The organism is Streptomyces sp. NPDC094034 (assembly GCF_040303865.1).
Taxonomy (GTDB): domain Bacteria; phylum Actinomycetota; class Actinomycetes; order Streptomycetales; family Streptomycetaceae; genus Streptomyces.
Map to the genome: position 1 here is coordinate 54,452 of NZ_JBEOUD010000018.1, position 14,955 is coordinate 69,406.

At 69.1% G+C, this 14,955-nt stretch carries 12 protein-coding genes; 7 read left to right on the top strand and 5 right to left on the bottom strand.

All coding sequences use genetic code 11. From position 1 onward, the window contains the following. Positions 1-77 precede the first annotated feature (77 nt). From ABTZ59_RS18020 to ABTZ59_RS18030, 3 genes are read left to right on the top strand one after another with little or no spacing between them, the layout of a single operon-like run. Complete coding sequence (locus ABTZ59_RS18020) at positions 78-1,430, top strand: ABC transporter substrate-binding protein (protein WP_351399102.1); 1,353 nt, start codon at positions 78-80, stop codon at positions 1,428-1,430. A 44-nt stretch (positions 1,431-1,474) separates the two neighbouring features. Then, a complete protein-coding gene (locus ABTZ59_RS18025; protein WP_351400255.1) occupies positions 1,475-2,308 on the top strand; it encodes a carbohydrate ABC transporter permease in 834 nt (277 codons plus the stop codon). A gap of 1 nt (position 2,309) precedes the next feature. Next, the gene (locus tag ABTZ59_RS18030) at positions 2,310-3,137 is read left to right on the top strand and encodes a carbohydrate ABC transporter permease (RefSeq protein WP_351399111.1); all 828 of its coding nucleotides are present in this window, start codon (positions 2,310-2,312) and stop codon (positions 3,135-3,137) included. Between the two features lie 309 nt (positions 3,138-3,446). Here the strand turns inward: ABTZ59_RS18030 and ABTZ59_RS18035 are convergent, their stop codons facing one another. Then, on the bottom strand, positions 3,447-4,472 hold the full coding sequence (locus ABTZ59_RS18035) for an ATP-dependent 6-phosphofructokinase (RefSeq protein WP_249953443.1): 1,026 nt from the start codon (positions 4,470-4,472) through the stop codon (positions 3,447-3,449). A gap of 395 nt (positions 4,473-4,867) precedes the next feature. On the opposite strand from ABTZ59_RS18035, the gene pta reads away from it, so the two are divergent. The 3 genes from pta (at position 4,868) to pyk (ending at position 9,746) form a co-directional block, all read left to right on the top strand. After that, a complete protein-coding gene (pta, locus tag ABTZ59_RS18040; protein WP_351399130.1) occupies positions 4,868-6,943 on the top strand; it encodes a phosphate acetyltransferase in 2,076 nt (691 codons plus the stop codon). Between the two features lie 32 nt (positions 6,944-6,975). After that, complete coding sequence (locus ABTZ59_RS18045) at positions 6,976-8,241, top strand: acetate kinase (protein ID WP_351399143.1); 1,266 nt, start codon at positions 6,976-6,978, stop codon at positions 8,239-8,241. A 74-nt stretch (positions 8,242-8,315) separates the two neighbouring features. Continuing rightward, positions 8,316-9,746: a pyruvate kinase gene (pyk, locus tag ABTZ59_RS18050; protein WP_351399154.1), complete on the top strand. Its 1,431-nt coding sequence runs from the start codon at positions 8,316-8,318 to the stop codon at positions 9,744-9,746. A gap of 103 nt (positions 9,747-9,849) precedes the next feature. Here pyk and ABTZ59_RS18055 read toward each other — a convergent pair whose 3' ends face one another. The 4 genes from ABTZ59_RS18055 to ABTZ59_RS18070 all read right to left on the bottom strand — a co-directional run bounded on the left by ABTZ59_RS18055 (position 9,850) and on the right by ABTZ59_RS18070 (position 14,159). Continuing rightward, positions 9,850-11,223, bottom strand: coding sequence for a hypothetical protein (locus tag ABTZ59_RS18055; RefSeq protein ID WP_351399160.1), 1,374 nt, complete (start codon positions 11,221-11,223; stop codon positions 9,850-9,852). Beyond that, on the bottom strand, positions 11,213-11,758 hold the full coding sequence (locus ABTZ59_RS18060) for a DUF6114 domain-containing protein (RefSeq protein WP_351399173.1): 546 nt from the start codon (positions 11,756-11,758) through the stop codon (positions 11,213-11,215). Before ABTZ59_RS18060 ends, ABTZ59_RS18055 begins: the two co-directional genes overlap by 11 nt. A 163-nt stretch (positions 11,759-11,921) precedes the next feature. Further along, positions 11,922-12,557, bottom strand: a complete 636-nt coding sequence (locus ABTZ59_RS18065) for a DUF6230 family protein (protein WP_351399184.1) — start codon at positions 12,555-12,557, stop codon at positions 11,922-11,924. A gap of 618 nt (positions 12,558-13,175) precedes the next feature. Beyond that, a complete protein-coding gene (locus ABTZ59_RS18070; protein WP_351399192.1) occupies positions 13,176-14,159 on the bottom strand; it encodes a tetratricopeptide repeat protein in 984 nt (327 codons plus the stop codon). A 183-nt stretch (positions 14,160-14,342) separates the two neighbouring features. On the opposite strand from ABTZ59_RS18070, the gene ABTZ59_RS18075 reads away from it, so the two are divergent. Continuing rightward, positions 14,343-14,948 (top strand): TetR/AcrR family transcriptional regulator, encoded by a 606-nt coding sequence (locus ABTZ59_RS18075; RefSeq protein WP_351399211.1) that lies wholly within the window; start codon positions 14,343-14,345, stop codon positions 14,946-14,948. The last annotated feature ends 7 nt before the right edge of the window (positions 14,949-14,955 follow it).

Sequence of the window (14,955 nt, forward strand, 5' to 3'; positions counted from 1 at the left end):
TGCACGGGGATTGACCTTGGTAATGGCCCAGTCCTACGGTCGCGGCAGCCCACTGTGGCTCAGAGGAGGTCGTGCCCGTGCGCCCCACCGCCCCGCTGGTCCTCGTCGCCGTGCTCGCCGCCGGTTCTCTCACGGCGTGCGGCGGCGGTTCAGGAAGCGATCCCGACACCGTCAAGGTCGCCTACAACCGCTCGACGGACAACAAGATCCGCTTCAAGGACAACTATCTGGAGTCCGTGAAGCGGCAGTTCGAGAAGGAGAATCCGGGCAAGAAGGTCGAGCTCATCCCGATCCAGGCCCCGGACAACGACTACGCCACCAAGGCGCAGCAGATGATGCGCTCCCCGAAGACCGCCCCCGATCTGGTCTACGAGGACACCTTCCGCATCAACTCCGACATCAAGGCCGGCTATCTGCGCCCGCTGGACGACTACTTGACGGCATGGGCCGACTGGGACCAGTTCGTCGACACCGCGAAGTCGGCGGCCAAGGCGGAGGACGGCAAGACCTACGGAATCCCCGACGGCACCGACACCCGCGGCCTCTGGTTCAACAAGGAGATCTTCGCGAAGGCGGGGCTGCCCGCCGACTGGCAGCCCAAGAACTGGGCGGAGATCCTGGACGCGGCCCGTACCGTCAAGCGGAAGGTCCCCGGGGTCATCCCGCTCAATGTCTACACCGGCAAGGGCCCCGGCGAGGCGGCCGTGATGCAGGGCTTCGAGATGCTGCTGTACGGCACGGGCGCCGACCCGCTCTACGACGCCTCCGCCAAGAAATGGGTGACGGGCGGCCAGGGCTTCCGGGACGCGCTGGGCTTCGTGGAGACGGTGTACGGCGAGAAGCTCGGCCCGGACGTCTCCGACGCCCTCGACCCCAACGTCGGCACCCGCGTCGCCACGGAATGGTTCCCGGAAGGGAAGCTGGCGATCTCGCTGGACGGATCCTGGATGGGCCAGAACTGGATCAACAAGGGCCCCAAGGAGTGGCCGGACTGGTCAAAGGATCTCGCCCAGACCCCCATGCCGACACAGCACGGGCAGGCGCCGGGCAAGGTGTCGATGTCGGGCGGCTGGACGTGGGCGATCCCCTCGAAGGCCAAGAACCCCGACCTCGCCTGGGAGTTCATCACGACCCAGCAGACCAAGGAGAACGCGGTCGAATGGGACGTCGTCGGCGCGCAGATCGCCGTACGGAAGGATGTGGCGGCCGATCCGCGCTACCTGAAGTCCATGCCGGGCATCGAATTCTTCACCGGGCTGGTCGAGTTCACCCACTACCGCCCGGCCCTGCCCGTCTATCCGCAGGTCTCCACGGCGATCGGCGAGGCCATGGAGACGGTGACCACCGGTGACGGCTCACCCGAGCAGGCGGCGAAGGAGTACGACGACCAGCTGAAGACCCTCACCGACGGCGCGGTGGTCGGCAGGTGAGCACCGCGCACGCGGGCCGCCGGCCGGGCCGGCTGTGGCGCTGGATGCCACTCGCCCCCGCCACGCTCCTGCTGGTGCTCTTCCTGGCCGGCCCCATCGCCTACTGCGTCTGGATCGCCTTCACCAACACCCAACTGACCGGCTCGTCCTCCACGGACTTCGTGGGCCTGGCGAACTTCCGCCGGGCCTTCGCCGACGAGAACTTCCGCAACGCCGTCTGGCTGACGCTGGTCTTCACCTTCGTCTCCTCCATCGTCGGCCAGAACACCCTGGGACTCGCCCTCGCCGGCCTGATGCGAGCCGCGTCCCGGCCGGTCCGTACGCTCACCGGCGCCCTGGTCATCGCCGCCTGGGTACTGCCGGAGATCGTCGCGGCGTTCCTGCTCTACGCCTTCTTCCGCCGCGAGGGCACCCTCAACGCGATCCTGGACTGGCTCCAACTCCCCTCCCAGAACTGGCTGTACACCCTGCCGATCCTGGCCGTCTCCTTCGCCAACGTCTGGCGCGGCACCGCGTTCTCGATGCTGATCTACTCCGCCGCGCTCTCCGAGATACCCAAGGACATCACGGAGGCGGCGCAGGTCGACGGCGCGAGCGGGGTGCGCAGGCTCTGGCACATCACCCTGCCGATGATCCGCCGCTCCATCGGCACGAACCTGATGCTCAACACGCTCTCCACCCTCTCCGTCTTCGGTCTGATCTGGGCGATGACGCGCGGCGGCCCCGGCAACCGCAGCCAGACCCTCCCGGTCTTCATGTACGACCAGGCGTTCCAGAAGAGCCTGATCGGCTACGGAACGGCGGTCGCGCTGCTCCTTCTGCTGGTCGGCTCGCTCTTCTCGCTCGTCTATCTGCGCCTGATGAGGGTGGAGGTCTGACGTGCCGACCCGCCACACCCGCACCCGCCTCTCGGCCGACGCCGCGCTGCTCCTGACCGCGACCGCGTTCGCACTTCCGCTGCTCTGGCTGGCACTCGCGTCGGTCGACGCCGACGCGGATCTGCGCGTACGGGCGCCCTCGTCACTCACCGGCGACAACTTCAGCGCGGTCCTCACCGACGAGATCACCTTCACGCCGATGCTCAACAGCCTGCTGCTGTGCGGCAGCGCGACGATCCTGACCGTGATCTGCGCGGCGCTGGCCGCGTACCCGCTCTCCCGCTACCGCTCGCGCTTCAACCGGCCGTATCTGCTGACGATCCTGTTCACGACCTGTCTCCCGATCACGGCGATCATGGTGCCGGTGTACGGACTGTTCGTCCAGGTCGACCTCATCGACACCACCTACGGCACGTCCCTCTTCCTCGCCACGTCCCAACTTCCTTTCTCCATCTGGCTGATGAAGAACTTCATGGACGGGGTACCGACGGTCCTCGAAGAAGCGGCCTGGACGGACGGTGCGTCGAACTTCCAGACGCTGACGCGGGTGGTGCTGCCGCTGATGGGACCGGGGGTGACCGTGGTGACGATCTACACCTTCATCCAGCTGTGGGGCAACTTCTTCGTCCCCTTCATGCTGCTGCTGAGCCCGGACCAACTGCCCGCGTCCGTCTCGATCTTCACGTTCTTCGGCAACTACGGGTCGGTGATCTACGGGCAGTTGGCGGCGTTCTCGATCTTGTACTCGGCGCCGGTGCTGATCCTGTACGTGCTGATAGCGCGACGGCTGGGCGGGGGGTTCGCGCTGGGCGGCGCGGTGAAGGGATAACGGTCGCCTCCGGCGGGGGTCCATGGGCGCGCTCGTGCCCGGCCGGGCCAGTCCGTGACGGGCGGTGAAGGGGGGCGCGCAGGGATCGTGTCCGGGACGTAGAGCGTGATGTGTGGCGCACGAACGCCCGAACCAGCGACCGGGCAGAACGCGCCGTAAATCATGCAGTCCCGGACGCGAACCCGGAGCGCACCCCGGCAACAACCCGCACCCGACCACCGGCCCGAGCCGCAACGCACCCCGGCAACAACCCGCACCCGGAAACCGGCCCCAGCCAAAACGCAGACCGCCCGAAACGCACCGCCCGCCTCAGAACACGGATTCCGCTTCGAACATCCGGTTCTCCGGCACCGTCTTGAGCTGCGTCACCGCCTCCGCCAGCGGCACCATCTCCACCGTCGTCCCCCGCAGCGCCGTCATCCGCCCGAACTCCCCCCGGTGCGCCGCCTCCACCGCATGCCAGCCGAACCGCGTCGCCAGCACCCGGTCGTACGCCGTCGGCGTACCCCCGCGCTGGACATGGCCCAGGATCACCGGCCGCGCCTCCTTGCCGAGGCGGCGCTCCAACTCCGCCGCCAGTACGTTGCCGATGCCCCGGAAGCGCTCGTGCCCGAACTGGTCGATCTCGCCCTTGCCGTACTCCATGGAGTCCTGCGCCGGATGCGCGCCCTCCGCGACGCAGATGACCGCGAACTTCTTGCCCCGCGAGAACCGCGCCTCGACCATCTTGACCAGGCTGTCGACCTCGAAGGGCCGCTCCGGCAGACAGATCCCGTGCGCGCCGCCCGCCATGCCGGACTCCAGCGCGATCCAGCCCGCGTGCCGGCCCATGACCTCGACGACCATGACCCGCTGGTGGGACTCGGCGGTGGTCTTGAGCCGGTCGATCGCCTCCGTGGCGACCGTGACCGCCGTGTCGAAGCCGAAGGTGCGGTCCGTGGAGTAGATGTCGTTGTCGATGGTCTTGGGGACGCCGACCACGGGCATCCCTGCGTCGGAGAGCAGTCGCGCCGCGGTCAGCGTGCCCTCGCCACCGATCGGGATGAGCGCGTCGATGCCGTACCGGCGGGCCAACTCGGCGCAGTTCTCCGCCGCTTCGCGGAGCCGGCCGCGCTCCAGGCGGGCCGAGCCGAGGATCGTGCCGCCGCGCGCCAGGATGCCGCTGACGGCGTTCAGGTCCAGTGGCCGGAAGTGGCCGTCGAGCAGCCCCTTGAAGCCGTCCTCGAAGCCGATGACCTCATCTCCGTGCCCGGTCATGGCCCGGTGCACGACCGAACGGATCACTGCGTTGAGGCCCGGACAGTCGCCGCCTGCGGTGAGAACTCCGATACGCATCGTGCTGTGTCTCCTGCTCGCTAGTGCTCGCCAGTGCTGTGCTTGTCCGGGAAGGGAGGGCCCCGGGCTGAGCGGTCCGATCCTCCCACGGGTGATCCACGCCACGTGCCGACCGCCCGGGCGGCGACCGCGGCTCGGGCGGTCTCGCCGGGCGGTGCCCGGATGTCCGGTCAGGGGGGTCCGTTCGGCGGGCGGGAACGGTCCGACCTGGGGTTTTCCGGGGCCGGGCGGCGTCTCGTACTCCCCGGGCGACGTAACCACCCCCGGAGGTATTGTCAAGAGGGCATTGCCACCCTAACGGGAATCGCTGATCACAGGAGCCGGGACCTCCTACGGGCCGCGGGGCCACCCCGTCGGAGTGGGACGTCCCCATGAACAGGGACGGGAGAGCACGCGTGACGCGCAGCGTGTACGTGACCGGGATCGACCGCGGGGACGGCCGCCAGGTCGTGGAGCTGGGGGTCATGGAGCTACTGACCCGGCAGGTGGACCGGGTGGGGGTCTTCCGTCCGCTGGTCCATGACGGTCCCGACCGGCTCTTCGATCTGTTGCGCGCCCGCTACCGGCTGTCACAGGATCCGGCGACGGTGTACGGGCTCGACTACCACGAGGCGTCCGCGCTCCAGGCCGAGCGGGGCACCGACGAGTTGGTCTCGCGGCTGGTCGAGCGGTTCCACCGGGTGGCGCGGGGGTACGAGGTCGTGCTCGTGCTCGGTACGGACTTCGCGGCGACGCAGCTGCCCGACGAGCTGGCGCTCAACGCCCGGCTCGCCAACGAGTTCGGCGCGTCGGTGATACCCGTGGTGGGCGGCAAGGGGCAGACGGCCGAGTCCGTACGGGCCGAGGCGCGCAACGCCCACCGCGCGTACCAGGTGCTGGGCTGCGATGTGCTGACCATGGTCGTCAACCGGGTGGCCGCCGAGGACCGCGAGTCGATCGCCGAGGGGCTGGCGGCCCAGCTGCCGGTGCCCTGTTATGTGCTGCCGGACGAACCGGCGCTGGCGGCCCCGACGGTGGCCCAGATCACCGCGGCCCTGGGGGGCACGGTGCTGCTCGGCGACGACTCGGGCCTGGCCAGGGACGCGCTGGACTTCGTCTTCGGCGGCGCGATGCTGCCGAACTTCCTGGGCGCGCTGACCCCCGGGTGCATGGTGGTCACCCCCGGGGACCGTGCCGATCTGGTCGTGGGGGCGCTCGCCGCCCACTCCGCGGGGACACCGCCCATAGCGGGGGTGCTGCTCACGCTGGACGAACGTCCCGAGGACTCGATACTGACCCTGGCGGCGCGGCTCGCGCCCGGCACGCCGGTGGTGTCGGTGCCCGGCCGCTCCTTCCCCACGGCCACCGAACTCTTCGGTCTGGAAGGGAAGTTGAACGCCGCGACACCACGCAAGGCGGAGACGGCGCTGGGTCTGTTCGAGCGGCATGTGGACACCGCCGCGCTGCTGGCGCGGATGTCGGTGGCGCGCAGCGGCCGGGTGACGCCGATGATGTTCGAGCACGAACTGCTCGAACAGGCCCGCGCGCACCGCCGTCGTGTCGTCCTGCCCGAGGGCGCGGAGGAACGTGTGCTGCGCGCCGCCGATGTGCTGCTGCGCCGCGATGTGTGCGAGCTGACGCTGCTCGGCGACCCGGAGGTCATCCGTAAGAAGGCGGCCGACCTCGGTATCGATCTCTCCGCGACACAGCTGATCGATCCGGCCACCTCCGAGCTGCGCCGGTCCTTCGCGGAGCGGTACGCGGAACTGCGCGCCCATCGGGGCGTGTCGGTGGAGCTGGCGTACGACGTGGTGGCGGACGTCAATTACTTCGGCACGCTGATGGTGCGGGAGGGGCTGGCCGACGGCATGGTCTCCGGTTCCGTGCACTCCACGGCCGCCACCATCCGGCCGGCCTTCGAGATCATCAAGACGCGGGCGGACGCCTCCATCGTCTCGTCGGTCTTCTTCATGTGCCTGGCCGACAAGGTGCTGGTGTACGGCGACTGTGCCGTGAACCCGGATCCTGACGCGGCGCAGCTCGCGGACATCGCCGTCCAGTCCGCCGCCACCGCCGCCCGTTTCGGGGTCGAGCCGCGGATCGCGATGCTCTCGTACTCCACGGGTACGTCGGGCTCGGGCGCGGATGTCGACAAGGTGCGCGAGGCCACGGAGCTGGTGCGCGCGGCGCGGCCGGATCTGCGGATCGAGGGGCCGATCCAGTACGACGCGGCGGTCGAGCCGTCCGTGGCGGCGACCAAGCTGCCCGAGTCGGAGGTGGCGGGCCGGGCGACGGTGCTGGTCTTTCCCGACCTGAACACCGGTAACAACACCTACAAGGCCGTGCAGCGCTCGGCGGGAGCCGTGGCCGTGGGCCCGGTGCTCCAGGGGCTGCGCAAGCCGGTCAATGACCTTTCGCGCGGGGCGCTCGTGCAGGACATTGTGAATACGGTCGCCATCACGGCCATCCAGGCGCAGGGCGAGGGCGTGTGAGCACCGCCGCCCGCGACGATGACCACGACTCCATGACTACGACAGAAGGCCGACAGCCCGTGACCGCGCACTCCCCCGCCACCCGTGTCCTCGTCCTCAACTCCGGCTCGTCGTCGCTGAAGTACCAACTGCTGGAGATGCGGGACAGCTCCCGGCTCGCGGTCGGTCTGGTGGAGCGCATCGGTGAGGAGACCTCACGGCTGGTGCACACCCCGTCGGCCCGGGAACTCGGTGGAAAGCGCGAGCGTACGGGGAGGATCGCCGATCACGCGGCGGCGCTTGAGGCGGTCGCGGACGAGCTGGCGCGCGACGGGCTGGGGCTCGACTCCCCCGATCTGGCGGCGATCGGTCATCGCGTCGTCCACGGCGGGCTGGAGTTCAGCGAGCCGACCCTCGTCGACGACGCCGTGCTGAAGGAGATCGAGCGGCTGGTACCGGTGGCGCCGCTGCACAATCCGGCGAATCTCATCGGTATTCGTACGGCGCGCGAGCTCCGTCCCGATCTGCCGCAGGTGGCGGTCTTCGACACCGCGTTCCATACGACGATGCCGGAGTACGCCGCGCGGTACGCGATCGACGCCGCGACGGCCGACGCGCACCGAATCCGCCGCTACGGCTTCCACGGCACGTCGCACGCGTATGTCTCCCGGAAGGCCGCCGAGTTGCTCGGCAAGGATCCGTCCGAGGTGAATGTGATCGTGCTGCATCTCGGCAATGGCGCGTCGGCGTCGGCCGTCGAGGGCGGCCGGTGCGTGGACACCTCGATGGGGCTGACGCCGTTGGAGGGGCTGGTGATGGGGACGCGGTCCGGGGACATCGATCCGGCGGTCACCTTCCATCTGAAGCGTGTCGCCGGAATGTCCGTTGACGAGATCGATGAACTTCTGAACAAAAGGAGTGGTCTGGTCGGCCTCTGCGGGGACAACGACATGAGGGAGATCCGCCGCAGGGTCGACGAGGGCGACGCGCGGGCGGCACTCGCTTTCGACATCTATATCCACCGGTTGAAGAAGTACATCGGCGCTTATACCGCGGTGCTCGGGCGAGTGGACGCCGTGGTCTTCACGGCGGGTGTGGGCGAGAACGCGGCGTCGGTGCGGGAAGCTGCCGTCGCAGGTCTGGAGAGTCTTGGCCTGACGGTGGACGCGGAGCGCAATACCGTACGTTCCGACGAGCCGCGGATCATCTCGGCGGAGTCCGCCGGGACCGTGGTGGCCGTGGTCCCGACGGACGAGGAGCTGGAGATCGCGCGACAGACCTTCGCACTGGTCGTCGAGGATCGGGCAGTCGACGCCTGAGCGGGCACCCGCCCATTTGTACATTCCACCAGACGGAATATTCCGCATCGAAACAAACCGATAGGATCCGCCTCATGCGCCGTTCCAAAATCGTCTGCACACTGGGCCCCGCCGTCGACTCGTACGAGCAGCTGAAGTCGCTCATCGAGGCCGGTATGAATGTGGCCCGACTCAACATGAGCCACGGAAGCCACCCGGAGCACCAGGAGCGGTACAACCGCGTGCGGAAGGCGGCCGCGGACACCGGCCGCGCCGTGGGTGTCCTCGTCGACCTCCAGGGCCCCAAGATCCGTCTGGAGACCTTCGCCGAGGGCCCGGTCGAGCTGGTGCGCGGTGACGAGTTCACCATCACCACCGAGGATGTCGCCGGCGACAAGTCCATCTGCGGCACCACCTACAAGGGCCTGCCCGGGGATGTCTCCAAGGGCGACCAGATCCTGATCAACGACGGCAATGTCGAGCTGCGGGTGGTCGAGGTCGACGGCCCGCAGGTCAAGTCCATCGTCATCGAGGGCGGGGTGATCTCCGACCACAAGGGCATCAACCTGCCGGGCGCGGCGGTCAATGTCCCCGCCCTGTCCGAGAAGGACATCGAGGACCTGCGCTTCGGTCTGCGGATGGGCTGCGACATGATCGCGCTCTCGTTCGTCCGCGACGCGCACGACGTGCTGGACGTCCACAAGATCATGGACGAGGAGGGCCGCCGGGTCCCCGTCATCGCCAAGGTCGAGAAGCCGCAGGCGGTCGCCAACATGGAGGCCGTGGTCGCGGCCTTCGACAGCGTGATGGTGGCGCGCGGTGACCTGGCCGTCGAGTACCCGCTCGAAAAGGTCCCGATGGTGCAGAAGCGGCTGATCGAGCTGTGCCGCCGCAACGCCAAGCCGGTGATCGTGGCGACCCAGATGATGGAGTCGATGATCACCAACTCCCGCCCCACCCGCGCCGAGGCGTCCGATGTCGCGAACGCGATCCTGGACGGCGCGGACGCGGTCATGCTCTCCGCCGAGTCCTCGGTGGGCGCGTACCCGGTCGAGACGGTCAAGACGATGTCGAAGATCGTGGTCGCGGCCGAGGAGGAACTGCTCTCCAAGGGCCTCCAGCCGCTGGTCCCGGGCAAGAAGCCGCGTACCCAGGGCGGTTCGGTGGCCCGCGCCGCCTGTGAGATCGCGGACTTCCTGGGCGGCAAGGCGCTGGTCGCCTTCACCCAGTCCGGCGACACGGCCCGCCGTCTCTCCCGCTACCGCGCGGCCCAGCCGATCCTGGCCTTCACGACGGACGAGTCGACCCGTAACCAGCTCACCCTGAGCTGGGGCGTGGAGTCCTTCATCGTGCCCTGGGTGAGCAGCACGGACGCGATGGTCGATCTGGTGGACGAGGAGTTGCTGAAGCTCCAGCGCTACAACGAGGGCGACGCCATGATCATCACCGCCGGCTCCCCTCCCGGCGTCCCCGGCACCACCAACATGGTCCGCGTCCACCACTTGGGCGGCGGCGACCGCGACTGAGGCGTATGCCCGACGCGGTGACGAGCGTGTACGGCTGTGGGCCGCGCCCTTGAGGGGGCGCGGCCCACAGCCACATCTCTCCCGCGGCTCACGGGGATTCGGATCAGTTCGTGATGTAGTTCTGGAGGCCGGGGACCGTGAGCGTGCCGCCGAACTGGCCCGCCTGGGTCACCTCGACGTCGGTGAAGAAGGCGAACGGGATGTTCAGCGGGGGCGGGGTCTCCGGGCTGAAGGTGATCGGGATGAGGCCGAAGAGGTTGCCCTTGAGCCGTTCCGTGTACATCGTCACCTCGCCGTCGCGGATCGTGGAAGTGGAGCCCTCGCGCGCCTTCACATGGCCCGTCCTGCCCTGGGGGTAGACGACGGTCTGGTGCAGGTCCTTGATGTCCAGCGAGGTGGAGGTGAACTTCAGCGCCTTCTTGATCTTGCCGCTGCCCGTCTTCACCTCGACGATCCCCTTGTAGTCCAGGCCACGCAGCGTCAGCAGTGAACTGTGCAGCGTCCATGGGTGGTCGGGCAGGAGCGGGATGCCCTGCTCCTGCTCGGCCGCGGCCAGGGCCTCGGGGTCGGCCGTCGGGCAGGGGAAGGGCTCCTTGCCGTCCGCGCCCGCGGGGATGTCGTCGTCCTTGCGGGCGTCGAGCCCCTTCGCGTCCTCGTCCAGTTCCTCGACCTCGGCGCCGACCTTGTCCGCCGCGTCCTTGATGGCGTCCTTGGTTCCGTCGACGGCCTGGTCGGCCGGCCCGTCGCTCGTCCCCTTGTCGTCGGTGGAGCCGTCCGCCGGGCCCTCCGTCCTGGAACTCTCCGGTTCGGACGTCGGCTTCGTGGTCGGTTCGGTGTCCGGCTTCCGTGTGGCGGAGGTGCTCGGCGCCGGGCTGCTCGTCTTGTCCTTGTCCGGTACGCCGAGGAGGTCTCCCAGCGCGTCTCCCAGCCCCAGCGGGTCCAGCGGGTTCCTGGACTCCGTGGGGGCCGGGGTCGAGTCCGGTCCTGACGACTCGTCGGCGGGCCGCTTGGAGTCCGAGGCCTCGGAGTCCGACGTTCCGGAGTCCGACGATCCGGAGTCCGAGGAACCTGAATCCCCGGATTCCGGCGCTGAACTCCCGCTCGTCGTCGGCTCAGGCGACTCCGGCTCCGGCTCCGGCTCCGGCGGTGACTCACCCGGCTTCGGCGACGCCGACTCCGACGCCGACGGCGTGGGACCGGGCGACTCCGACGCCGAGGCGGACGGCTCGTCCGAGCGGGTCACGCACGGCCCGGGGGCGAAGGGGATGTCCTTGCTGTCGTCGGCCAGCGCGAGCCGGGGTGTGAGCCCCATGCCCACGAAGACGGCCGTCGGCATCGCCGCCAGCGCCATCGCCTTGCCGGCGGGTATCTGGAGCTTGGTCAGGAGCGACTTCTTGGGGGCCGCGTGCCGCGGCCCTTTTCTCACCCGGGAATCATCGCCTCCGGCCGCGACTCGCTGTGTGCTGTCACCCCGCACTGTTCCTCCCGCCGTTGGCATGGGCAGTCGTATCCGTCACGTTCGGGTCCTCCCCGTCGCGCGGACCGGGGAAGAAAGGGTCACCGTCGCCGTCGGACTCCGGTGCCTCGTGGGGGGTGTCGAGTTCGGCGGCCGACCTGACCCACTTGTCGGGTGCCCAGGAGATCGAGAGCGCGCCGCCGAGCATGGCGAGCAGGAAGCCCAGCAGGAAGCCGCCGATGTTGGAGACCGGGATCGATACCAGCGCCAGCAGAATGGCGGCGACACCGGCGAAGACCCGGACGGCGCTCTGGAACCACATCGTCAGACCCAAGGTCACCAGCAGTACGCCGATGATCAGCGAACCCGCGCCGGCCGTGGTGGACATGGCCAGGGTCAGATTGCCGAAATGGAGCTGGGCGTAAGGGAAATAGGCGATCGGCAGCCCGCCGAGAAGGGTGAACACGCCCGCCCAGAACGGCCGGGAGCCTCGCCAGGCGCGGAACCGAAGCCGCCAGTAGGTGAATCCGCGGGAACCTGTGGACTCGGCGCTCATGAAAAACAGCTCCCTGGAAAACGGTATGCGGTATTGCGATCAAAGACAGGGGGCCGAGCGGGCCGAACAGTCCGGGGACCGCCCGGCCCACTCGTCGGCGGTGCTTACGGCCGTGACCGGCGATGTCTGCCGCGCGACCGGGCAGAGCGCGCCGGGAGGCGCACTAGAAGCACTCGTATTTCTTGGGGTCACCGATCTTGAGCCTCAGATTGAGGTCGGGAAGCTTGAACGTGCCCGCGGTGGTCGCCCACGCGGTCTGCCTCACGTCCCTCAGAACGGCCTCATCGGCCTGCTGGGCGAAGCCGTTCGGGTCCGCCCTCGTTCCCGGCTGGATGCCGGGGGTCTTGGTGGAGCCGGCCGCCACACCGATGTCGATGTTCTTGAACTCCGCGTCGGCGTCGAGCGATTCGACATCGAGGTAGAGGTTCTCCGCCTTGATGTCCGTGCCCTTGTTGCCGGCCTTCAGCACCAGCGTCACATGGCTGCCCCACGGCAGCGGGGTGACCACGGACTGGCACATGTTCGTGATGTCGGCGGTCTTGAACCCGGACACGGCCACCGGGTGCGCGGCCGGCTTGCCCTTGGAGTCGACACCCTCGGCAACGCCGCCGTACTGCACGAAGTTGTAGCCGACCAGCTTCTCGGCCCGCACCTTGAAACTCTGCCCCGACACGCTGAACGACGCGGCCAGCGCCCCCTGTGCGAGCGCGACACCTATCGCCGCGGTCGCGGCCACACTCGGCACCATGACGACGGCGAACCGCCGCCATCTGGTCCCGCCTCGAACTTGGGACTCCATGAATGTCCTCCTTCTCGGACGTACATCTCCGGATCGGGTGGGAGCCCGTCCTGGGATGGGAGAAGTGCTACGTCCTCGGTAAGGAGAGCGCCCGTGCCCGAGGCGCCAACCGCGTCCGGAACCACCGGCGATCACCCCCGAGCGACAACCACTGGCCACGCCTTCGCGCAACCTCTGGACAGGCCCTGCCGGGTAGGCAGGAACCCCCCTGTCCGGGCCGGCGGACGCTGCCGCCGGTCCGCTCGGTGGGGACCCAGGACCGACGGCGCGGCTGGCTGCCGTGCTGGTGCGGAATTGGACCGAGCGTCGCCGATCGTGGTGCATTCGCGCCCGGGACACAAGGGGGTTCGTTACTGGCTAGTAACGGCCCGATAACCAGCGGGCGACCCGGCGGTATCGGGCGGCCACACAGGGTGTGACCCAACGGTGCGACAGAAACGGCGATTGCCCCTCATAGCAGGACAGGGCAAGGGGGTCGATTTACTGCGAGTAACAGCGGCCGCTTTTACCAAGTTTTGGTAAAGCGCGACCGCTGTCGTCGCCGTGTCACCAAATCCGCGCGCACACCGCGGAGTCGGCGACCGTGAATCCGGCGAATACCTCAACTACCTCAACGCATCAGAAAAGAACCCTCGCCAGAGCCGAACGCGCCGCCGTCACCCTGGAGTCGTCCCCACCGATCACTTCGAACAGCTCCAGCAACCGCACCCGCGCCGCCTCCCGGTCGTCCCCGGCCGTCCGGCGCACGGCCTCGACCAGCCGGCCGAAGGCGTCCTCCACATGTCCGCCGACCAGATCGAGGTCGGCCGCCGCGATCTGCGCCTGGACATCGCCCGGCTTGTCCGCCGCGTCCTTGCGTACCCGCGCCTGGTCCATGTCCTGTACGCGCGCGAGCAGTTCGGCCTGGGCGAGGCCGAGCCTGGCCTCCGAGTTGCCGGGGTCGTCGGCCAGGACGTCGCGGTACGCCCGCGAGGCGCCGGCGAAGTCATTGGCGTCCAGCGCGCGTACGGCCGCCTCCAGCAGGGCGTCGTACGGTCCCTCCGGTTCGACGGCCTCCTGCTCGGCGCCGTCCGCCGCGTCCGTCTCCGCGCCGGGGTCGACCGCGATGCCGGTCAGCCCGAAGCGCTCCTCGCCGACCTGGATCAACTGGTCCAGGGTCCCCCGGATCTGGGCCTCCGGGGCCGCGCCCTGGAAGAGCGGCAGCGCCTGTCCCGCCACCACCGCGAAGACCGCGGGGATGCCCTGGATCCCGAACTGCTGCATCAGCATCTGATTGGCGTCGACATCGATCTTGGCGAGGACGAACCGGCCGTTGTACTCACGCGCCAGCCGTTCGAGCACCGGGCTGAGCTGCTTGCAGGGCTCGCACCACTCGGCCCAGAAGTCGATGACGACCGGGACCTCGGTGGAACGCTGGAGGACATCGCGCTCGAAGCCCGCCTCATCGACGTCGATCACCAGACTGGAGGGGGGTACGGCAGCGGTGCCGCCCTGGCGGGCCGCCTCCGCGCGGGCCTGCTCCGCCTTCGCCTTGGCCTCACCGGCCGCCTTCACCGCGGCAAGGTCGACGACGCCGCTCATGGACATGTTCCTAGGCTGCATGAGTACATCCTCCCCCCTCCGCGCACACTTCTGAAAAGCGGTAGGCCCACCACCGCGCGACGGGCGTGCCCGCCTCCGCTTTCGCTACGCCCCGTAGCGTAACGGCCGGGTGGCGTGGCAGGGAAGATCCATCCGGTGAACTGGCTCACAGCGCCTGGGCTACTGGCCGGTATGGTCGCCGTCATGTGCAGTCGAAGAGGGCGCCCCCGCAGCGCCGAGGCCGACTCCGCCATTCTGGAGGCGACCCGGGCCGCGCTGGGTGAGCTGGGCTGGTCCAAGCTGACGATGGGCGATGTGGCGGCCCGGGCGGGCGTCGCCAAGACCACGCTCTACCGACGGTGGCCGGCCAAGAGCGCGCTGGTCGTGGACGCGGTCGCGGTGCTCTTCGACGAGCTGGAGCTGCCGGACCGGGGCAGCCTGGCGGCCGATGTCGAGGGCGTGGTGGTCCAGTTCGCGGCGCTGCTGGAACGGCCCGAGACCAAGACGGCCCTGATGGCGGTGGTCGCGGAGGCCACCCGGGACGAGGCGCTGCGGGCCCGTGTCCGCGCCTCGATCGTCGACCGCCAGAAGAGGCTGGTGCTGCTGGGCCGCGAGCGCGCCCAGAGCCGCGGTGAACTCCCCCGCGAGCCGGACCAGGTGAAGGCGGCCCGCACGGCGGATCTGATCTTCGATGTGATCGCCGGCGCGGTGTTCCATCGCACCCTGGTCAGCGCGGTGCCGGTCGACGAGGAGTGGGCGCGCATGTTCACGGCCCTGCTGCTCGGCGGTCTGGCCGCGGTACAGGACTGACTCAGGC

Bases quoted from the DNA above. Each gene is read 5' to 3' on its own strand.
- ABTZ59_RS18065 (WP_351399184.1), bottom strand. From the start codon at position 12,557: ATGGAGTCCCAAGTTCGAGGCGGGACCAGATGGCGGCGGTTCGCCGTC.
- ABTZ59_RS18025 (WP_351400255.1), top strand. From the start codon at position 1,475: ATGCCACTCGCCCCCGCCACGCTCCTGCTGGTGCTCTTCCTGGCCGGC.
- ABTZ59_RS18035 (WP_249953443.1), bottom strand. From the start codon at position 4,472: ATGCGTATCGGAGTTCTCACCGCAGGCGGCGACTGTCCGGGCCTCAAC.
- ABTZ59_RS18045 (WP_351399143.1), top strand. From the start codon at position 6,976: ATGACTACGACAGAAGGCCGACAGCCCGTGACCGCGCACTCCCCCGCC.
- ABTZ59_RS18075 (WP_351399211.1), top strand. From the start codon at position 14,343: ATGTGCAGTCGAAGAGGGCGCCCCCGCAGCGCCGAGGCCGACTCCGCC.
- pyk (WP_351399154.1), top strand. From the start codon at position 8,316: ATGCGCCGTTCCAAAATCGTCTGCACACTGGGCCCCGCCGTCGACTCG.
- ABTZ59_RS18060 (WP_351399173.1), bottom strand. From the start codon at position 11,758: ATGAGCGCCGAGTCCACAGGTTCCCGCGGATTCACCTACTGGCGGCTT.
- ABTZ59_RS18070 (WP_351399192.1), bottom strand. From the start codon at position 14,159: ATGCAGCCTAGGAACATGTCCATGAGCGGCGTCGTCGACCTTGCCGCG.